The organism is Pectobacterium parmentieri (genome assembly GCF_001742145.1).
GTDB classification, from domain to species: Bacteria; Pseudomonadota; Gammaproteobacteria; order Enterobacterales; family Enterobacteriaceae; genus Pectobacterium; species Pectobacterium parmentieri.
Genome location: NZ_CP015749.1, coordinates 4799622 through 4821005 on the forward strand (window position 1 = coordinate 4799622; position 21384 = coordinate 4821005).

The 21384-nt window shown below is 51.9% G+C and carries 16 protein-coding genes; 13 read left to right on the forward strand and 3 right to left on the reverse strand.

Features of this window, described 5'->3' with window-relative positions:
• Positions 1 to 10: 10 nt before the first annotated feature.
• On the reverse strand, positions 11 to 802 hold the full coding sequence (locus A8F97_RS21875) for a hypothetical protein (protein ID WP_033072192.1): 792 nt from the start codon (positions 800 to 802) through the stop codon (positions 11 to 13).
• A 389-nt stretch (positions 803 to 1191) separates the two neighbouring features.
• Positions 1192 to 4224 (reverse strand): autotransporter domain-containing protein, encoded by a 3033-nt coding sequence (locus A8F97_RS21880; protein WP_033072191.1) that lies wholly within the window; start codon positions 4222 to 4224, stop codon positions 1192 to 1194.
• Positions 4225 to 4439: 215 nt separating this feature from the next.
• On the opposite strand from A8F97_RS21880, the gene A8F97_RS21885 reads away from it, so the two are divergent.
• The 3 genes from A8F97_RS21885 (at position 4440) to ahpF (ending at position 8455) form a co-directional block, all read left to right on the forward strand.
• A complete protein-coding gene (locus tag A8F97_RS21885) occupies positions 4440 to 6089 on the forward strand; it encodes a DUF4153 domain-containing protein (protein ID WP_033072190.1) in 1650 nt (549 codons plus the stop codon).
• Between the two features lie 110 nt (positions 6090 to 6199).
• Entirely contained in the window at positions 6200 to 6763 is a 564-nt protein-coding gene (gene ahpC, locus A8F97_RS21890; protein ID WP_010287114.1) for an alkyl hydroperoxide reductase subunit C, read from the forward strand.
• A gap of 129 nt (positions 6764 to 6892) precedes the next feature.
• Positions 6893 to 8455, forward strand: a complete 1563-nt coding sequence (gene ahpF / locus A8F97_RS21895) for an alkyl hydroperoxide reductase subunit F (protein WP_014701565.1) — start codon at positions 6893 to 6895, stop codon at positions 8453 to 8455.
• A 497-nt stretch (positions 8456 to 8952) separates the two neighbouring features.
• Here the strand turns inward: ahpF and queG are convergent, their stop codons facing one another.
• The gene (gene queG / locus A8F97_RS21900; protein ID WP_015731307.1) at positions 8953 to 10092 is read right to left on the reverse strand and encodes a tRNA epoxyqueuosine(34) reductase QueG; all 1140 of its coding nucleotides are present in this window, start codon (positions 10090 to 10092) and stop codon (positions 8953 to 8955) included.
• A gap of 145 nt (positions 10093 to 10237) precedes the next feature.
• Between queG and nnr the strand changes: the two genes are divergently transcribed.
• The 10 genes from nnr (at position 10238) to A8F97_RS21950 (ending at position 21377) form a co-directional block, all read left to right on the forward strand.
• Positions 10238 to 11770, forward strand: coding sequence for a bifunctional ADP-dependent NAD(P)H-hydrate dehydratase/NAD(P)H-hydrate epimerase (gene nnr, locus A8F97_RS21905; protein WP_015731306.1), 1533 nt, complete (start codon positions 10238 to 10240; stop codon positions 11768 to 11770).
• Positions 11771 to 11809: 39 nt separating this feature from the next.
• Positions 11810 to 12292 carry a tRNA (adenosine(37)-N6)-threonylcarbamoyltransferase complex ATPase subunit type 1 TsaE gene (gene tsaE, locus A8F97_RS21910; RefSeq protein WP_014701562.1) on the forward strand — a complete coding sequence of 161 codons (483 nt, stop codon included), beginning with the start codon at positions 11810 to 11812 and terminating at the stop codon, positions 12290 to 12292.
• Complete coding sequence (amiB, locus tag A8F97_RS21915; RefSeq protein ID WP_033072188.1) at positions 12289 to 13950, forward strand: N-acetylmuramoyl-L-alanine amidase AmiB; 1662 nt, start codon at positions 12289 to 12291, stop codon at positions 13948 to 13950. The genes tsaE and amiB overlap by 4 nt, the downstream gene beginning before the upstream one ends.
• 51 nt (positions 13951 to 14001) lie before the next feature.
• A complete protein-coding gene (gene mutL / locus A8F97_RS21920; RefSeq protein ID WP_033072187.1) occupies positions 14002 to 15987 on the forward strand; it encodes a DNA mismatch repair endonuclease MutL in 1986 nt (661 codons plus the stop codon).
• Positions 15980 to 16921 carry a tRNA (adenosine(37)-N6)-dimethylallyltransferase MiaA gene (miaA, locus tag A8F97_RS21925; protein ID WP_014701559.1) on the forward strand — a complete coding sequence of 314 codons (942 nt, stop codon included), beginning with the start codon at positions 15980 to 15982 and terminating at the stop codon, positions 16919 to 16921. Before mutL ends, miaA begins: the two co-directional genes overlap by 8 nt.
• Positions 16922 to 17034: 113 nt before the next feature.
• The gene (gene hfq, locus A8F97_RS21930) at positions 17035 to 17334 is read left to right on the forward strand and encodes an RNA chaperone Hfq (protein ID WP_005973057.1); all 300 of its coding nucleotides are present in this window, start codon (positions 17035 to 17037) and stop codon (positions 17332 to 17334) included.
• Positions 17335 to 17428: 94 nt separating this feature from the next.
• The gene (hflX, locus tag A8F97_RS21935; protein ID WP_014701558.1) at positions 17429 to 18709 is read left to right on the forward strand and encodes a ribosome rescue GTPase HflX; all 1281 of its coding nucleotides are present in this window, start codon (positions 17429 to 17431) and stop codon (positions 18707 to 18709) included.
• A 96-nt stretch (positions 18710 to 18805) separates the two neighbouring features.
• Entirely contained in the window at positions 18806 to 20053 is a 1248-nt protein-coding gene (gene hflK, locus A8F97_RS21940) for an FtsH protease activity modulator HflK (protein ID WP_014701557.1), read from the forward strand.
• Positions 20054 to 20056: 3 nt separating this feature from the next.
• On the forward strand, positions 20057 to 21052 hold the full coding sequence (gene hflC / locus A8F97_RS21945) for a protease modulator HflC (RefSeq protein ID WP_014701556.1): 996 nt from the start codon (positions 20057 to 20059) through the stop codon (positions 21050 to 21052).
• Positions 21053 to 21176: 124 nt separating this feature from the next.
• Complete coding sequence (locus tag A8F97_RS21950; RefSeq protein ID WP_014701555.1) at positions 21177 to 21377, forward strand: DUF2065 domain-containing protein; 201 nt, start codon at positions 21177 to 21179, stop codon at positions 21375 to 21377.
• Positions 21378 to 21384: the final 7 nt, after the last annotated feature.

The following is a 21384-nucleotide window of genomic DNA, read 5'->3' on the forward strand; positions in this document are numbered from 1 at the left end:
TTTCCTTTCTTTAATCTGACTCTGGCTTTTGTAAAGCACCTTGTTCGATATTACGCGGTAAAAGCAAATCGAACAGACTGTTCAGCGGGTTTGCATTTTTTCCTGATTCACCGGTTACAAAGTTGTAATCCATTGCTATCAGATGGTTGAGCCGAGATTCGTAGTTGGCGGGAGCCTGTACCTGTTCGATTCGCGGTAAGTCCTCGTAGTGTTTCAGAACGAGCTTGAAGAATTCTGTTTGTTTAAATTCCCCTTGATTCCATTCTTGTTTACTTTTCGCTACCACCCAATGGCTCCAAGCGCTCTCCTGTTCGTTTGATTCATGTAATGCTGCCCTGCGCTCGTTGACGGTAAAAGTATTGCTGTCGTCATAAGTAATGAGCGCGAGCTGATCGCGAGATAGCCCTTTAAAGGGGTTTGTACCGCGGCCATTAGCGAAATCATTAGCTTGTTTGGCTCGTGCAAGCAATTCGGGATCGTCAGTGGCGGGTAATTCTTCAGCATGTGTTTTGTGGCTGTTTATGTAACTGACGCCAGCCAACTCCTGAATAACAGACTGTGCATACGATGCCAGCTCGCTACGGCTATGACTGGCATCTCTTGCTTCTGCGCGTGCTGCGGCATCACTCAACTGACGCGCCAGTGACGATACGCTGCTTTTATCTTTTGTTGCTGACTCATTTGATGGTACAGACGATGCTGTTTTGTTTGGTGTCTCGCTGGTTGCCGCCGACGAGTTGGTTTTCGCTGTGTCTCTAACATCAATATTCGTGGTGCCAACAAAGTTATTTAGACTAATCATCTTCAATTAATTTTTAAGGTGGTTATCTATATAGAATCGGCAATGATTTTAAATTACTTTAATTCTTTGTGGTTATTTGGACATGAACTTTTGGCTTTATATTAATATGTCCGTGATTATTGAAGATGTTTGATTTTATGTGGTGGGGAGTGCGGCCCTTTGTGCTGCCGCACAGCCGGAATTTGCACGCGATGTGGACTCGCTGACGATGCGAATTCACGATCGGTTTTTAGGTGGTTAAATTCGCATATTGAGGTTTATTAGGTGCAGGCGGTGGAATCGTTTCTACCGCCTGCATACTCGTGATATTTCAAGTTACTGTGTGTTGTTCAACAGGTTAACGTTTTTCCTGAAACTCGAATTAATAAAAACATATATGTCGTTATTTCTTAGAAACGGACATTCAGTTTCAGGTGAGCAGCATTGTCGGTAACGCCGCTACCGAATTGGCCACCATAGGATAATGACAGGTTCGCATTATCGGTTAGTTTTTTGCCGATACCCGCTTCAACGCGTACGCTATTTTCAGCCAGTGGCGTTCCCGTCACGTTATAGTTATCAGCTCCAATGAAGTGCAGGCGTGCTGTGGGATCGATGTCGCCAAAAGCATGTCGCCAGCCGATGCTGCTATTCACTGTCCATGCGCGTTCTTGCGTGCCGAAGCTGTGTTCCAGACGTACGCCGAGGGTAGAAAAGGTGGTATCCATTTTGAGCGCTTCTCCGCCTAATGCGGCAGCACCGCCAGCTTCGTTGAAACTGTCCATTTTACTGGCGACGTGCGCTAATCTGGCGAAAGGTTCTACAGTAACTACGTTTGCATCGAATTTCATACGCGCCTCACCAAATACCTGGAGAGTGCGGGCATCCAGATCCGCTGACAATTTCTCGTTCAGGGAACCGACGGTGACGTCGCGCTTCGCTGCGATATCGCCCCAGCTTCCCACTGTACCGAAGGTCAATCCCAACCGGTTATACGTGTAATTGGCATAAGCACCTAACTGGTAGTTGTCGACATCTGCGGAGAAACGGCGCCCATTTACGTCAAAATCTCCCTTGTCAGCTCCGGCGAAAATACCGAGCGTCATGTTATCGGACAGCGCACCATCAATGCCGAGCAGAAAACCATTGCTGCGATAGTCAGTATCGGCAGTGCCGTTAGCGCCATTCGCATCATTGCGACTCCCATAAACATTGAGCCAGACGTTATCATCATGCGTGGTACGGGCATGTTCTGTAACCGTATCGCTGACCGTCAATGCACCGCGTGTCATGGCACCAGCCAGAGAGGCATAGCCTTCACCCGATAACGCGTCAAAGGCGTTCTGTGGTACGCCTCGGTCGAGCATCGCTACTGCGTTATAAACGGCATTGCCAGTACCTAGGGATTCTACCGCATTGGCGGTGGCTGATTGATTGGCTGTGGTAGCGACCGACGCAAATGTGATGTCGTTACGTGCGAGCTGCATCGTCACCGCATTAGCGCTGTAACCCAGATTGGCATCGAGGAAAGCATAGCGACTCGTCACCGCACCGAAGGTGCCGGAGATACCCTTGTCTGCGGTCAGAATGGTATAGGTGGAAGCAATACGATAATCCCCATTCTGGCCGACGTGCAGCACTGAAGCATCGCCCAGTGTGGCCGTGCCTGTCACCGCGATCAGATCGCTTTCGGTCGTCTCTGGATTGACTTCAACTTCATAAATAGCCCCATTGGTTAACGTTAGATCGCCGTCCACTTTTAGTGTGCCAATCGAGTTACCGGGAGCCAGCGTACTGCCACTGGCGACGGTCAGACTGCCTATCGTGCCGCTGCCCGAAACGGTCGCGCCATCGGCCACAACGATTGAACCGCCCAGTGAGCCGTTAATTGCCAATCTGCCGTTTGTCACCTGCGTTGTGCCGGTAAAGGAAGATCCATTACCCGTATAGGTCAGCTTAGCTGCACCGTCTTTGCGCAGTGTCCCGTTACCTGAAATGTCATTCGCGAGCGTATCGTCGGTATTGATGTCAAAAGCCAACGTTGCGTTGTTGACGATAGCGCCAGTGCCGAAAGCCCGACCATTGGTGCCAACCAGCGTTCCACCTGACACGGTCGTGCCGCCACTCCAGCTATTACGTCCTGCGAGCGTGAGCTGTCCGCTACCTGACTTGGTAAAAGTGCCCGCACCTGTGATGTCGTTTAGCCAAAGGTCGGCGGCAGATAAACCGCCGTCTGCTGCGTTCATTGTCACAGAAACAGAGCTGTTGAACGCGCCGTAACCGTTTGCCGCCTTGAATAGGTTCAATCGATCGTAACCCATCCCGTTATCCATCACGCCGCCTGATGCATTCGACGTGGTTGCCAGAATGTCGCGCTGTTGGGATGCGGTAAGGTAGGGATAGCGTGTTTCGATCAGCACTTCAGCATTTTGGGGAACAACGGCGGCAGCGCTGGTGTCGCCGATAGGCGTGAAGGCGTTCTCGAAGGTGTATTTGGCATACAGAGCTTTATCGATTTGATATTGAGCATAGGCGGCTTCAGCATTCTTGCCGCTGGTATAGCATGCGGTGATAGTGCCCCCACATTGTCCGGCGAAGAAGTTCTGCGCCTGATCGTAGGCTTCTGCACGTAGCGTTGGGTTGGCGATGAGGTCCTGAATAGCGTAATAGGTGGCGTGCATTCGGCCGCCGATCACATCCAGTGGAGAGTGAATGCCTGTCACGACGCGGCTGTAGCCAATCTCGCCAGCACGAAGGATCAGATCGGAATATTGTTGCGGAACGGCGTAGGCAAGACCGAAAGCGGCGAGATAGCCTGCATTAGTGTGTCCGCTAGGGAAACCGCCATCACCGTTTCCCGTTGCTGGCACGCGGGCAACGAGTGATTTTTGCAGAACCCAGCTTAGATCTTCACCGTCCAGCGTTTGGCGGAAGGGACGTGGATAGTTGTAGTTATTTTTGGCTGGCGTGGTGGAGGCTGGGTAGCGCACGGCGCTGACGAGTTCGACGACCTTGCCCAGCCCGCTGGTGGCTGATCCAAGTCCGTTGCCGCCATCACTCACTCGACTGCTGTATGCGCGGTCTGGAATACCGTCGACCGTTGTGAAAGCGCCTGTTTCCGTTTTCAAGATGCTGGCTAGCGGGCCAAGGCCAGCGATGACCGCGTAATTGGCATCTTGAGCATCGAATTCAAAAGCTGATATTTCTTGTGCCTGGGTGCGCGAACGGGCGATATCAATCACCGTTTGGATATTCTGTCGCAGTACGATCGCGCCAAGCGTAGTGGGTATGCCGTTATTCCAGGCTGTACCCGCAGTCCAGAATTTGTTAAACCCTGAGAGAACATCAATTGCAGAGGCCGGTTCTGCCTCTGCGGCAGAGGCACCAAACGGTATCAATGAGGCTATTGCCGTAGCCAAAAGCGCTTTAGTGGGGAATGCCATGTGTATTATTCCTTTATTTTTCTATGCGTTATGAAATTTCGGGCGGCAGTGTAGCGATTACAAATGACTAAACGGTGACGTTGATATGAACATTAAAAATGGGAGGGTAGTGGCGGGCGTGATAAACAGTTGAAGAGACACATATTCACTCACGTTGCAGATGTTCGGTGCTACAGTAGGTCGTTCATTTATTCGTATCGACAAAAGGATTTGCTATGTCTGCTAGTTCCCCATCGTTAAGGTCTTATCTGGTTATCGGCCTGCTTCAGGGGCTGTTATTTGTCGCCGCGCTGGAAATGAAAGAAGGCATTTTTCAGACGTTATTGATAATGATGGCAGCGGTTGGCGGAATTAGCCTGCAATGGCTGGAACGTACCCTCTTTTTGAAAAAAACGTGGCTGTGGGTCAGTGTGTTGACCGTGCTGATGACGGCGATCAGCGGTTGGGTTTTCTATGACAGTGGGCAAGAGCGTCTATCTGGTTCTTGGGTGCTGTGCGGCATCCTCCTTGGTTATATCTGCTGTACTTTTATGCGCTGCTGGTCAACCCGTGAAGGAAGATGGCCGTCCTATGACGCGCTCTGCAAACACGCCTGGAGCCATATTTTTACCGTGCTGTTGGCCTGGCTCGTCGTTCTGGTGGTCGTGCTGCTGCTGGTATTGTGCGGCATGTTGTTCAACATGTTGGGCTTCTCTCAGGTTAATAAAGTATTCGGTCATTATCGGTTCTATATGCTGCTCTTGCCGGTGGTGTTTTCTATTGGCATATATATCGGAATGACCAAAGAAGCAGTTGTCGGACTACTGCGTGGGATTTTGCTATCGGCTTGCCGTTTCCTGCTGCCGTTTAGTGCACTAATCACGGTGGTTTTCACCTTGACGCTACCTTTTAGCGGCTTGGAACCGATATGGAATACCGGTCGTTCTGCCGTCATCCTTCTATGTCTGATGGGCGTGAACCTCTTTTTGATTAACTGCGCGTCTCAAGATGATAACGAAGGGCGTGTTTATCCGGCCATTTTACGCGGCCTGGTTAGCGCCAGCGTGCTGTGCTTGCCAGTTTTGAGCGCATTGGCGGGCTATTCCAGTTGGCTTCGCATCGAACAATACGGCCTGACACCTTTCCGTTTTCAGTCGCTCTTCGTGGTGGCGATCGCCATGCTTTACAGTCTGGCAATGCTATGGGCTGTCATTCGACGTTCTGAAGCCTGGTTAGGGCATTTACGCACGAGCAATCCGCTGCTCGCGGTTGTCACCTGCATTCTGATGGTGTTGCTGCATACGCCGCTGTTAAGCCCGGAAGCATTTAGTGCGAGAAACCAGATTCAGCGTCTGCTGAGTGGGAAAACGCCGATCGATAAGTTTGCTCTGTGGATGCTGAGCGATGAGTTAGGCACGGTAGGTAAGCAACAGCTTGCCTGGCTGACAGAAGAATTGAAGCAAGACCGGATTCTTGATGCTGCCGGGCGTCAGGCGCTGCGCGATCGGTTGGAAGGCCGATCTGCAAAAGTCCTTCCTGCTCAGGTCGAATGGGTGGGGCCGTTGGAGGATGGCGTTGAAAGCATGTTGCAGAGCAATAATTTTGGTGACCGATGCAGGGAGAAAGCTTGCCTGCTCTTTGCTATCGATTTGACCGGTGATGGCCATAATGAAGTGCTTGTTTTTTCCCAACTAGGCTGGGGAGGCAGTGGGAAAATCCTCGCCCGTGATGAAAAGGGGCACTGGCAGGTTGCGGCCAGTCTATTTAGCACGCTTGACAAGGAACGACTGGTTGCACTGATTAAGGATGGCAACGTTGAAGCGGTTATGCCACGCTTCAAGACAGTCAGGATCGGTGGCGAGGATATGGAGGTCAGGTATCCCTGACTCAGCATTAAGTTAGGTATTACTTATTGATTCAATAAAGACAACGGATTGGTGATAACGATCACGTTTCTGTACTTTAGCCGCATGCGAAAACACATGAGGATAACGTGATGTCAGTAATTAATACCCAAGTTAAACCATTCAAAAACATGGCTTTCAAAGACGGCCAATTCATTGAAGTGACTGAGAAGAACATTGAAGGCAAATGGAGCGTGTTCTTCTTCTATCCGGCAGATTTTACGTTTGTCTGCCCGACCGAACTGGGTGATGTCGCTGACTACTACGATGAATTCCAACAGCGTGGCGTGGAAATTTACTCTGTTTCTACTGACACCCACTTCACGCACAAAGCGTGGCACAGCAGCTCTGAAACGATTGGCAAAATCAAATACACCATGATCGGTGACCCAACTGGTCAGTTGACGCGTAATTTTGAAAACATGCGTGAAGCAGAAGGTCTGGCCGATCGCGGTACGTTCATCGTTGACCCACAGGGCATCATTCAGGCGGTAGAAATCACAGCTGAAGGTATTGGCCGCGATGCCTCTGACCTGCTGCGCAAAGTCAAAGCCGCTCAATACGTTGCATCTCACCCTGGCGAAGTATGCCCAGCTAAATGGAAAGAAGGCGAAGCCACGCTGGCCCCGTCTCTGGATCTGGTTGGTAAAATCTAAGCTGACACCACGGAAAATATGGCTGTTTCTCGGGTGCTATGCGCCCGATTTTTCTGGCCCGGCTCCTTTTCGGGCCAACACCTCGCACTATTTTGCCTTTGTACCTCTTTACCTCATTAAGGACGACCGATGCTCGACAATACGATGAAAGTCCAGTTGAAAGCCTATCTGGAAAAATTAACCAAACCTGTTGAGTTAATGGCGACTCTAGATGATTCCGCTAAATCTGCGGAAGTCAGAACCTTGCTGACCGATATTGCCGAGTTGTCCGATCAGGTCAACTTTATTGAAAAGAATGATCTATCCGTCCGTAAGCCTTCGTTTCTGATTACTAACCCCGGTTCCCAAAGCGGTCCACGTTTTGCCGGTGCGCCGATGGGGCATGAATTTACCTCCCTGATTCTGGCGTTATTGCAGGTGGGTGGACATCCGTCGAAAGAAGCAAAAGAATTACTCGATCAAATCCGCAATCTTAACGGTTCGTTCCACTTTGAAACGTATTACTCGCTGTCCTGCCACAACTGCCCGGACGTGGTGCAGGCGCTGAATTTAATGGCGGTGTTGAATCCGAAGATCACCCATACCGCGATAGACGGCGGCGTGTTTCAGGATGAGATCCAAAACCGTAATGTCATGGGTGTTCCCACCATTTTCCTGAACGGCGAACATTTCAGCCAGGGGCGGACGAGTCTTGCGGAGATTGTGGCTAAAATCGATACCGGTGCAGGCGCTAAACAGGTTGAGAAGCTGAACCAGCGTGACGTCTATGATGTGTTAATCATCGGCAGCGGCCCGGCAGGGGCGGCAGCGGCAGTCTATTCGGCGCGTAAAGGCATCCGCACCGGTTTGGTCGGTGAACGCTTTGGCGGTCAGGTGCTGGATACCGTTGATATCGAAAACTACATTTCTGTGCCGAAAACGGAAGGTGCCAAACTGGCGACCGCACTGAAGAGCCATGTTGATGACTATGATGTTGATGTGATCGACGCGCAGAGTGCAGAAGCTTTAATTCCTGGCGGAGAGCCGGGTAAACCGCATCAGGTGATTACCGTATCCGGTGCGACGCTGAAAGCGCGGAGTGTGATCATTGCGACAGGCGCGCGTTGGAGAAACATGAATGTGCCGGGTGAAGATCAGTACCGGACGCGCGGGGTAACGTACTGCCCACACTGTGATGGTCCGCTGTTTAAAGGTAAGCACGTTGCGGTGATTGGCGGTGGAAACTCCGGCGTAGAAGCGGCTATCGATCTGGCTGGTGTGGTGAAACACGTCACGCTGCTTGAGTTTGCACCGGAGCTGAAAGCGGATTCGGTATTGCAGGAGAAGGTACGCAGCCTGCCGAACGTCGATATCATTCTGAATGCGCAAACCACAGAAGTGAAGGGCGATGGGCAGAAGGTGACGGGACTGAGCTACAAAGATCGTGTTACCGATACGGTGCAGGATTTACCCCTGGAAGGGATCTTCGTGCAGATTGGTTTGTTGCCTAACACCCACTGGTTAGAAGGCACGGTTGCCAGAAACCGCATTGGTGAAATAGAGATCGATGCCAAGTGTGAAACTAGCGTGAAAGGGATCTTTGCTGCTGGCGACTGTACGACGGTGCCGTACAAACAGATCATTATCGCGACGGGTGAAGGAGCAAAAGCGTCCTTGAGTGCTTTTGATTACCTGATCAGAACACGGGCGTAATACCGGCCTGTGGGAGAGGGGGGATATTCACCTCTCTCCTATTACTCTGACGACAATCTTAATTTTTTGCTCGGCGATGTCTCATAAAAGAGGCGTCGCCGTCATTTCGATCGTAAAAATTAGATCTCAGCCCTTGCCAAGTGACAATAAGAAATTCATAATGCTGGCCGCTCTATGCTGTGGCCTGTTTTTTGTTGTTTTCACAACGTCGTATTTAGAGCGCTAGCGTTACCTCAATTCACATCGTTTTTTATCAGTTAATACAAAAAATCATATTCTTCTTAACAGACTTATCCACAGGCTGCCTGTTGGTTATTTATTAATCACCCTATATTGTTGATAAAATACAGTAGAGTATCTTATTGATATTTATTCATAAAATTTACTTATAAAACGCTATAACGATCGCTTGTACTTTTTGTGACGGTTGATTGGCAACGACTTTTTTTATTTATTCACAGCGTGTGCGACAATGTGATGACAACCATTTGAGAGGTTCACGCATCGCGCGGTAATCCTTTCTCCACTGCACGAATAAGTCGTTTTTTCTGTGTGGATTGGACGTCAATTTCCAATAATGCGCGGCGTGCTAGCTGCTGCTGAATCGCCCAGTGGATATGTTCATCCAACAATTCGCTTTCACCCAGACGGGTTTGCAGTGCTAATACGATATTATCCTGATAGGGAGCATTCCCTAGTGCGACGGCAATATTGCGTAGCCAGCGGAGATGGCCGATGCGCCGGATCGGCGATCCTTCCGTAATCCGCAGAAATTTCTCTTCATTCCAGCCAAATAACACCAATAACTCTGGCGTATGCAGCGCGGCACGCGGGCTGAAATCAGCCTCGTCGGTGAGTTGTGAAAATCGATTCCACGGGCAAATAAGCTGACAATCATCGCAACCATAGATGCGATTGCCCATCAGCGGACGGAATTCTTCAGGTATCGGGCCTTCCAATTCGATGGTCAGGTAGGAAATACAGCGGCGAGCATCGACGGTATAAGGGGCGACAATCGCGCCTGTTGGACAGGTGGTCATGCAGGCGACACAGCGGCCACACTGTTCTTCCTGTGGTCGATCAACGGGTAGAGGCAGATCGATCAGCAGTTCACCAAGAAAGAACCAGGAACCTGCTTCTCGGTTTAGAATTAGTGAGTGTTTACCAACCCAGCCAAGCCCGGCTTTTGCAGCCAAAGGGCGTTCCATGATCGGTGCGGAATCGACGAATGGGCGAAAATTCAATTCACCGCAGTATTCCTGAATCTGATCGCCAAGCTTTTTCAAGCGCTGGCGTAACAGCTTGTGGTAATCACGGCCTAGCGCATAACGGCTGACGTAGCCGAGCTCTGGGTTCTTTAAGGTACTGGCGAACGCGGCTTTGGCGGGAAGATAATTCATACGAACGCTAATGACGCGCAGCGTGCCGGGCAAAAGCTCGTGCGGGCGCGCTCGTAGCATGCCATGACGCGCCATCCAGTCCATTTCCCCGTGATATTGCTTATCCAGCCAGGCTTGAAGCCGAGGTTCTTCTGCGGACAGGTCGGTGTCGCAGATGCCGACCTGCTGGAACCCCAATGCCTGTCCCCATTGTTTGATGTGTTGCGCTAATTCGTTGAGATCGTAGGGGTATGACATGATGGGCCGCAAAAATAAACAAGACGTAGTGATGTTACCATATCCGCGTTGCGGAACCGATGTTTGCGCAGAAGTACGGAATGCTGGCGGTCGTTCCGGTTGCTTGCTAATTTTAAGTCATTGTAATGAAAACTAAGAGCAAATGATGACGGGTCACGATCGGAAACGAGAGGATGATTTGCCCGATTCGGTGTTCTACGCTGAGTGGGTGCGCCGTGAAGAGGCCGGTGCAGCTCGTGAATCAGGGCTTTCATTGTGGGATCTGATGCAGCGTGCGGGAGACGCCGCATTTCAAGTGGCTTGCCAATCTTATCCTTCAGCCCGACGCTGGCGAGTGCTGGCTGGACACGGCAATAACGGTGGAGATGGATATGTGGTCGCCAGTTTGGCGCTGGCGGCGGGTATTGCGGTGGATGTTGTTGCCTGCGCCAGCGATAAACCGCTGCCCGATGATGCCCGTTTTGCTCGGCAGCGCTGGCTGGCGCAGGGCGGGCGTATTGAAGACGTTAGGGCGCAGGATGATGCTAATACGCCGTGGCCGGATGGGATCGATCTCATTGTGGATGCTCTACTGGGGACCGGACTTTCCGCCGCACCGCGTGCACCCTATGCCGCGTTAATTACGCAGGCGAATGCCTATCCCGCTCCCATTGTTTCATTGGATATTCCCTCTGGCTTACATGCCGAAACCGGTGCCTGTGCGGGCGTTGCGATCTGTGCGGCACAGACAGTGACGTTTATCGCGCTGAAGCCGGGGCTACTGACTGGCCGCGCGCGCGAGCAGGTCGGTGCATTGCATTATCACTCGCTAGGGTTGCAGACGTGGCTGGGTGACCAAACCGCGCCGATCCGGCGACTGACTGCGGCACAGCTTCCCGAATGGTTGATGCCTCGTCCTGCCGGACAACATAAAGGGGATAACGGCAGGCTGTTGGTGGTCGGCGGCAACGCAGGCTTAGGTGGTGCGGTACTGATGGCTGCCGATGCGGCGCTGCACAGCGGTGCAGGCTTAGTGCGAGTACTTACTCACAAACAGTATCAATCGGCGTTTCTGGCGACCCGACCTGAGTTGATGGTGCAAGAATTGACGGCGGATACGCTGCGACAGGGGTTGGAGTGGGCTGATGTCGTGGTGATTGGACCCGGTTTAGGGCAGGATGAATGGGGTAAAAACGCCCTGCGTCTGACAGAAAATTGTAACAAACCCATGTTATGGGACGCGGATGCGCTTAACCTGCTGGCAATCAACCCGCATAAACGGCAGAATCGCGTGCTGACACCTCATCCCGGTGAAGCGGCACGTTTACTGAATTGCCGCGTATCTGATATTGAAAGTGATCGCTTACTTGCGGCCACAAAGCTGGTAAAGCGCTATGGCGGCGTTGTCGTATTAAAAGGTGCGGGAACGGTGATTGCCAGTCAGCAAGAAGAGATTGCTATTGCTGATGTGGGAAACCCCGGTATGGCGACGGGTGGCATGGGTGATGTGCTGTCGGGTATTGTCGGCGGTTTGCTGGCGCAAAAGCTCTCGCTGTATGATGCTGCTTGTGCTGGGTGTGTCGTACACGGTGCAGCGGCTGACTGGCTGGCGACTCGACGCGGTACTCGAGGTATGCTGGCAACCGATTTACTGCCCGTGTTGTTCCGATATGTGAATCCTGATCGGGTGCTTTTTTAGCGCCGATGTTTTTAGAACTTATGTTTTCAGAACAATAGAATGAAAAAAATAGTCTTACTTCTGCCTGATGAGGCAGCAACCATTTCATTAGGTACGGCGCTGGCGAAAGCCTGTGACGGTGCTTGTGTTATCCATCTTTATGGCGATCTCGGCGCGGGGAAAACGACGTTTAGTCGCGGCTTCCTACAGGCGCGCGGTCACCTGGGTAATGTCAAAAGCCCTACTTATACGTTGGTGGAACCATATGCGTTATCCCCACTGTCTGTTTATCACTTTGATCTCTATCGACTAGCTGACCCGGAAGAATTGGAGTTTATGGGTATCCGCGATTATCTGACGCAGGATGCCATTTGTCTGATTGAGTGGCCGCAGCAGGGCGCTGGCGTGCTGCCCGATGCGGATATCGAACTGCATTTGCGCTATCAGGATGAGGGCCGACAGGCTGAACTGTCCGCTGTCTCTGCTACGGGAGACGCGATGTTACAACGTTTTTCTCTTCAGCCAGGAACAACAGAATCATGATGAGTCGTATGGTTAAGCTGTTCATCGGCGTATGGCTATTGCTTGCGGGAGCAGCGTGGGCCGCCAATCTATCGGATATCAAGGTGGATAATGCGTCAGGCCAAGCCACGGTGCGACTGAGCTTTAGCGGCCAGCCGATTTATGCCTTTTTCCCGCTTAGCAACCCTGCCAGAGTGGTCATCGATATTCGTCAGAGCGGTGTCATTCAGGGGCTGCCGTTGGATTTCAGCGGGCAAAATCTGATTAAGCGCGTGCGAACCAGCAATGCGCAGGATGCACAAAGCCTGCGGTTGGTGCTGGATTTAACGCAGGCGGCCAAAACGCGAGCGGTTACGCAAAAAGAAGGTTCGGGTTACGTTGTCGTATTCACCATCACGGGTGACAAAGCGAAAATGGTGCAAGCCCCAATGCCCCCTGTTTCACGGCAGCAAAATAGTGTGCCGGCAGAGCCAGCAAAGAATCCGTTTACTAACAAGCCTACGGTCGTTGTGAGCGGCGGTTCTCCATCGCCAGCCCGGCAGGGTAATGAGCGCGTTGTTGTGGCGATTGATGCCGGTCACGGCGGGCAAGATCCTGGTGCGATTGGCACGAACGGGCTGCGAGAGAAAAATGTCACCATCTCTATCGCCCGTAAGCTGCAAGTTTTGCTGAATAACGATCCCGCCTTTAAAGGCGTATTAACGCGTGACGGCGACTACTTTATCTCCGTCATGGGGCGTTCGGACGTGGCGCGGAAGCAGGGCGCTAACCTGTTAGTGTCGATCCACGCCGATGCTGCGCCGAACCGCAATGCTAAAGGTGCCTCGGTCTGGGTGCTATCCAACCGTCGTGCGAATAGTGAAATGGCGAACTGGCTGGAACAGCACGAGAAACAGTCTGAGTTATTGGGCGGTGCGGGCGATTTGCTGGCGAACAGCGGCGCCGATCCTTACCTCAGTCAGGCGGTGCTGGATCTGCAATTTGGCCACTCCCAGCGTGTTGGGTATGACGTGGCGACCAAGGTGCTGCGTGAGCTCCAGCGTGTTGGAGGCTTGCATAAACGGCGGCCGGAACATGCCAGCTTGGGAGTGTTGCGCTCACCGGATATTCCCTCTCTGCTGGTGGAAACCGGGTTTATCACGAATATCTCGGAAGAGCGGCTATTGGGGAGTAACGACTACCAGGAAAAAATTGCCAATGCGATTTATCAGGGGCTGAGAAGTTACTTCCAGACGCACCCGATGCAATCCCTCCCAAAGCAGGAAAGCCGCCCACGACAGTCGGCGGCAAGTGATACTGCGACATCGGGCAGCAACGTAACGGCGGCAAAAGCGAGTGCGGGCAGTACGCGTCATACCGTTGCGCGTGGCGAAACACTTTCTTCGATTGCACGGCGTTATGGTGTCAGCCTCGCGGCGATGCGTGACGTGAATAAGCTGAACAAGGATATCGTCTGGGTTGGACAGCGCCTGAATGTTCCGGCTACCGGGACGAAACAGACGGCGTCAACGCCAGCGCCTAAAAAAACAGCGCCGGTGAAGCATAAGGTCGTAAAGGGTGATAGCCTGAGTGCGATCGCTGCCCGTTACGGTGTCAGCATGAAAGAGATTCAACAGGCAAATAATCTGCGTTCCGGCTCGGTACAACTGGGGCAAACGCTGATTATACCGTCTGCCTGATTCTTCATGCTGATGATGTCGATAGATTGAGGATAGTAAGAGGGATACGCCATGCCGATTCAGGTGTTGCCACCGCAGTTGGCTAACCAGATTGCCGCCGGAGAAGTGGTCGAGCGTCCAGCTTCGGTCGTGAAGGAACTGGTGGAAAACAGTCTGGATGCAGGGGCGACCCGGATTGATATCGACATTGAACGCGGCGGTGCGAAACTGATCCGCATTCGCGACAATGGCTCGGGCATCGGAAAGGATGAGCTAACGCTGGCGCTAGCACGTCATGCGACCAGTAAAATTACCACGCTCGACGATCTGGAAGCGATCGTCAGCATGGGGTTTCGCGGCGAAGCGCTAGCGAGTATCAGTTCCGTCTCCCGTCTAACTCTGACATCACGCACTGCCGAACAGTCCGAGGCTTGGCAGGCCTACGCCGAAGGGCGCGATATGGCGGTGACGGTCAAACCCGCCGCCCATCCTGTGGGCACTACGCTGGAAGTGCTGGATCTGTTTTATAACACGCCTGCTCGCCGTAAATTTATGCGTACCGAGAAAACCGAATTCACCCACATTGATGAGGTTGTCCGCCGTATTGCGCTGGCGCGTTTTGATGTCGCCATCACGCTGCATCATAACGGTAAGTTGATGCGGCAGTATCGTGCGGCACCAGATAAAAGTCAGTATGAACGCCGTTTGGGCACTATCTGCGGTGCGACCTTCTTGCAACATGCGTTGGCGGTGTCATGGCAGCATGACGATCTCACGATTCATGGCTGGGTTGCCGATCCGGTTGGTGCCAAGCAACTGCCTGACATGCAGTATTGCTACGTGAACCAGCGCATGATGCGCGATCGACTGATTAATCATGCGATCCGACAGGCTTATCAGGATCAGCTTCGTGACGATCAACAGCCCGCTTATGTCCTGTATCTGGAGATCGACCCGCATCAGGTTGATGTCAATGTTCATCCTGCCAAGCATGAAGTGCGGTTCCATCAGGCTCGTCTGGTGCATGACTTTATCTATCAGGCCGTGATGTCCGTTCTACAGCAGGCCTCCGCGCCGGGGCTTGGCATGACGGAGTCGGAAACCGGGAAGCCTGTACAGTGGCAGCAGGAAAATCGTCCTGCCGCAGGCGAAAATCATTTTGCCCAGCCGTCGCGTACTGAAAAATCCTCATCGGCGGAGGGAAAAACGCCACGTACTGGCCATTCTGGTCAGGCGCGAGAAGCGGCCTATTCTGGCTATCAGCCGGAGAATCCGTATCAGAAAAAGCAGGGCGAATTGTATAAGGCGCTGCTGCAACCGACAGATAGCCTACAATTATCTGACGAACTGCCTAATATTGCCGTGTCGGCAGATAACGCTGGCTCACCTGCGATATCGCATGATGCCGCATTGACGCGAACCGCCGCAGACACTGCCACCAACAATAATAAGCAACGTGCGCCCGTTGAGCCCCCGCTGGAAAGCCAATCGAGCGGCTTTGGCCGGGTGCTGACGGTATATCCGCCGTGCTACGCGCTGCTGGAGTACCATAGAGGATTAGCGGTGCTGTCGCTTTCCGTTGCTGAACGCTATCTGAAAGTGGTGCAACTGACGCCACCGGAAGAGGGCTTGCGGGCGCAACCATTGCTGATTCCGCAACGCCTGACGCTAAGCAAGTCCGAACTGAATGTGTTGTCTACCCATCATGCTTTGCTGACGCATTTTGGTATTGATGTATGGGTTGAGTCACAGCGTGCCACGTTGCGTGCCGTACCTTTACCATTGCGCCAACAAAATTTACAAAACTTGATCTCTGAACTGATAGGCTATCTGGCCAACTATCAGACGGTTGAAGCACAGCAGGTGGAACCAGGCGCGTTAGCGTCGTGGATGGCAGCGCGATTACAGAGCGAGCAGGAAAACTGGAGCCATTCTCAGGCCATACAATTACTGGCGGATGTCGAACGGCTTTGTCCGCAACTGGCGAAAGCGCCGCCGTCTGAACTTTTATTTATGATGGATATTCAGGATGCCATCAAGGCGTTAAAGCATGAGTGATGTAGAACAACCGTCGTTGCCACCTGCTATTTTTATCATGGGGCCGACGGCGTCAGGAAAAACGGCATTGGCAATGGCGTTACGAGAATATTTGCCTGTAGAGTTGATTAGCGTCGATTCCGCCCTTATCTATAAAGATATGGATATCGGGACGGCGAAGCCAAGCGCGGAAGAGTTGGCGCAGGCACCGCATCGGTTAATCGATATTCTCGATCCGGCTGAATCCTATTCTGCGGCCGATTTTCGCCGCGATGCGCTACGTGAAATGGCTGATATTACCGCTGCCGGGCGCATCCCCCTCTTGGTCGGAGGGACAATGCTCTATTTCAAGGCGCTGCTGGAAGGGCTTTCTCCTCTGCCGTCGGCCGATGCCGCCGTGCGCCAGCGTATTGAAGAGCAGGCAAAAGAAGTCGGTTGGGAAGCGATGCATCGGCAGCTTAGTGAGATCGATCCGGTAGCGGCGATTCGGATTCATCCAAATGATCCGCAGAGACTCTCGCGAGCACTGGAAGTTTTTTTCGTTTCAGGTAACACTTTAACTGAGCTGACAAAAACGTCTGGCGATGCACTGCCTTATCAGGTTCATCAGTTTGCTATCGCCCCGGCGACGCGTGAATTGTTGCATCAGCGAATTGAACAGCGTTTTCATCAGATGTTGGCAGCGGGTTTTGAGACAGAAGCCCGGATATTGTTTACCCGGCAGGACCTTCATACGGATATGCCCTCTATTCGTTGCGTTGGTTACCGCCAGATGTGGTCATATTTATCCGGTGAAATTGATTACGATGAGATGGTTTATCGGGGAATTTGTGCGACGCGTCAGTTAGCGAAACGGCAAATGACCTGGTTGCGCGGTTGGGATGATGTCTGCTGGTTGGATAGCGAAAAACCGACTGAAGCACTGGACAAGGTAATAGAGGTTGTTAGTGCATAGGTTGGGTGATTGTGTACAATCGATGAGTCTCAGCGTGCAAGTTTTTTTACACCGTTATTTTAGAGCCATAGGGTTCTTTGTTACAAACAACATACAAATAAGGAAAATATAGAATGGCTAAGGGGCAATCTTTACAAGATCCGTTCTTGAACGCTTTGCGTCGTGAACGTGTTCCGGTTTCGATTTATTTGGTGAACGGTATTAAGCTGCAAGGTCAGATCGAATCTTTCGATCAATTCGTGATTTTGTTGAAAAACACGGTCAGTCAGATGGTTTATAAACATGCCATCTCTACAGTTGTTCCTTCTCGCCCAGTTTCTCACCATAGCAACAATCCTGGCGGCAGCAACAACTATCATGGTAGTAACACGACTGCTCAGCAACAGTCGCAGGATGCTGATGACGCCGAATAAGGCGTATTGTCAATTCACCACGGCGCGGGAGAGCTGGACGCATCGCTCGGCTCCTTCGCTGTGGTGTTTTTTGCTCGTTTGAGAGGTTACTCGCTTGTTTGACCGTTATGAATCAGGTGAACGGGCCATATTAGTTCATATTTTTTTCTCGCAAGATAGAGATACGGACGATCTGCTCGAGTTTGAATCTCTGGTTTCTTCAGCCGGTATTGAATCTTTGCAGGTTGTTACGGGTAGTCGTAAGGCTCCTCACCCCAAGTATTTTGTCGGGGAAGGCAAAGCCGAAGAAATTGCTCAGGTAGTGAAAGAAACTGGCGCGTTTGTCGTGCTGTTTGATCACGCGCTGACGCCTGCTCAGGAACGTAATCTGGAGCGTTTGTGCGAGTGCCGGGTGATCGATCGTACCGGACTGATTTTAGATATTTTTGCCCAGCGTGCGCGTACTCACGAGGGGAAATTACAGGTAGAGCTGGCACAACTGCGTCACCTTGCGACCCGATTGGTTCGCGGATGGACGCACCTTGAGCGCCAAAAAGGCGGTATCGGTTTGCGTGGCCCGGGTGAAACCCAGCTTGAAACGGATCGCCGCTTATTGCGTAATCGTATCTCTCAGATACTGTCGCGTCTCGAACGGGTAGAAAAACAGCGTGAACAAGGGCGTCGGTCGCGGGTTCGTGCCGATGTCCCCACCGTTTCGCTAGTGGGCTATACCAACGCGGGTAAATCCACGCTGTTTAACAAGATTACATCGGCGGGCGTCTATGCCGCCGATCAGTTATTTGCCACACTGGACCCAACATTACGCCGCATTGAGGTGGATGATGTCGGTGATACAGTGCTGGCGGATACCGTAGGTTTTATCCGGCAGCTACCCCACGATTTGGTGGCTGCGTTTAAGGCTACATTACAGGAAACACGTCAGGCCTCACTGCTGTTGCACGTTGTTGATGCCGCCGATCCTCGTCTTGACGAGAACATCGAGGCCGTTGATGACGTACTGGCGGAAATCGAGGCAGATGAAATACCTGCGCTGTTGGTAATGAACAAGATTGATATGCTGGATGATTTTGTTCCGCGTATCGATCGCAACGAAGAGAATCTACCGGTACGGGTCTGGCTCTCAGCACAGACTGGCGACGGTATTCCGTTGTTATTTCAAGCATTGACTGAGCGGCTTTCCGGGGAAATTGCACAACATACTTTGCATCTTCCCCCGCAGGCAGGACGCTTGCGTAGTCGTTTTTACCAGCTTCAGGCAATAGAAAAAGAATGGATTGAAGAGGATGGGCAAATTGGTTTAGTTATTCGTATGCCAATTGCCGACTGGCACCGCCTCTGCAAAAAAGAGCAGGAACTGATGGACTATATTGTCTGATTTGACTGGTCGATACAGTCTGAACGGCAAAATAGTCTGACAGACTCTGGGATATTGAACCTGAAGAACACCTATCATAAAGAATGGAGCTAAAACATGGCGTGGAATCAGCCCGGTAATAACGGACAAGACCGCGACCCGTGGGGGAGCAGCAATAATGGCGGCAACTCTGGCGGAAATAATAATAAAGGTGGCCGAGATCAGGGGCCTCCGGATCTGGACGACATCTTCCGTAAACTGAGCAAAAAACTCAGCGAACTGGGCGGCGGAAAAGGTTCAGGCTCGAACAACAGCGGAAATTCTGGCGGCCCAGCTCTGGGTGGTCGGATCGTCGGTATCGCTGCCGTCGCTGCCGTTGTCATCTGGGCGGCTACGGGTTTCTATACCATTAAAGAAGCGGAACGCGGTGTCGTTACGCGCTTTGGTAAATTCAGCCATCTGGTTGGGCCGGGTCTTAACTGGAAACCGACCTTTATCGACTCTGTTCGTGCGGTGAACGTCGAGTCGGTACGTGAGCTGGCGACGTCGGGCGTGATGTTGACGTCAGATGAAAACGTGGTGCGCGTTGAAATGAACGTGCAGTATCGTGTTACGCAGCCTGAACAATATCTGTTTAGTGTAACCAATGCAGATGACAGCCTGCGTCAGGCGACTGACAGTGCGTTGCGCGGCGTTATTGGTAAGTACACGATGGACAAAATTTTGACGGAAGGCCGTACCATCGTGCGTACGGATACCCAACGTGTACTGGAGGAAACCGTTCGTCCGTACAACATGGGTATCACGTTGCTAGACGTCAACTTCCAAACCGCACGTCCGCCGGAAGAAGTGAAGGCCGCATTTGATGATGCCATTGCCGCACGTGAGAACGAACAGCAATACATTCGTGAAGCGGAAGCGTACGCGAACGAAGTGCAGCCGAAGGCCAATGGTCAGGCACAGCGTATTCTGGAAGAGTCTCGCGCTTATAAAACCCGTACCGTACTGGAAGCGCAGGGTGATGTGGCTAGCTTTGCCCGCGTGTTGCCAGAGTATAAAGCGGCACCGGAAATTACCCGAGAGCGTTTGTATATCGAAACGATGGAACGCGTGCTAAGCCATACCCGTAAAGTTCTGGTCAATGACAAAGGGGGCAACCTGATGGTGCTACCGTTGGATCAGATGCTACGTGGGCAAGGCAGTGAAAATACGCAAAGCAGCAGCGCTAACCCACTGCGTTTGCCTAGTAACAGCAGCAGTGCGGCGAATAGCAACCAAACGCGCAACAGTAACAATGGAAATATCATGGATCAGCGCAAAGCAAATGCGCAGCGTGATGACTTCACTCGAGTAGGGAGAGAATAATCGATGCGTAAGCCCTTACTATTTATCCTGATCCTGGTACTGATGGTGGTCTATGCGTCACTGTTTGTGGTGCAGGAAGGCCAGCGCGGCATTGTCATGCGTTTTGGTAAAGTACTGCGTGATGACGAAAACAAGCCGCTGATTTATGCACCTGGATTGCAGTTCAAGGTTCCGTTTATCGACTCAGTGAAAATGCTGGATGCGCGTATTCAGACGATGGAAAATCAGGCTGACCGCTTTATCACTAAAGAGCAGAAAGACCTGATTGTCGATTCTTATATTAAATGGCGCATCAGCGATTTCAGCCGCTACTATCTGGCAACGGGTGGTGGTGATATCTCTCAGGCTGAAGTGCTGCTGAAACGTAAATTCAGTGACCGTCTGCGTTCTGAGATTGGTCGTCTGGATGTGAAAGGTATTGTTACTGACTCGCGTGGTCAACTGATGTCTGACGTGCGTGAGGCATTGAATACGGGCACAGGGGAAACCACCGAAGCGGATAACGCGATTGCTTCTGCTGCGGCGCGCGTTGAGAAAGAGACGACGAGCAACGAACCTCACATCAACCCTAACAGCATGGCTGCGCTGGGTATTGAGGTTATCGATGTGCGGATTAAGCAAATCAACCTGCCAACTGAAGTGTCTGACGCCATTTACCAACGTATGCGTGCAGAGCGTGAAGCGGTCGCGCGTCGCCACCGTTCACAAGGTAAGGAAGAAGCAGAAAAGCTGAAAGCGACGGCAGACTATGAAGTCGCCCGTACGCTGGCTGAAGCAGAGCGTCAAGGGCGTATCACCCGTGGTGAAGGGGATGCCGAAGCCGCGAAATTGTTTGCGAACGCATTTAGTGAAGATCCTGACTTCTACTCTTTCATTCGTAGCCTACGTGCGTATGAAAGTAGCTTTAGTAATAATCAGGACGTGTTGGTTCTCAGCCCGGATAGCGACTTCTTCCGCTACATGAAGTCACCGGAAAGCAGCATGGCACCACGCCGCTGATTGCCATTAACTGACGTCGTCATCAAGCCCGGGTTATTCTCCGGGCTTTTTTTTGCCGTTTTCTGGCAGAGATCATTTACAGGGGTTAGTCCCGCTTGTGCTCGGAGCGGGAAAAGAGGTGGTTATGAATTCAACGATTTGGCTGGCGCTTGGGCTAGTTTTGGTACTTGAAGGGCTGGGGCCGCTGCTGTTCCCTCGCCTTTGGCGACGTATGATTCTGGGTATGGCACAGTTGCCGGATACTATTTTACGCCGTTTTGGCGGCGGAATAGTCGTCGCAGGGTGCGTGATCTACTACATGTTGCGTAGCCGGATGGGTGGCTAAAATTAAG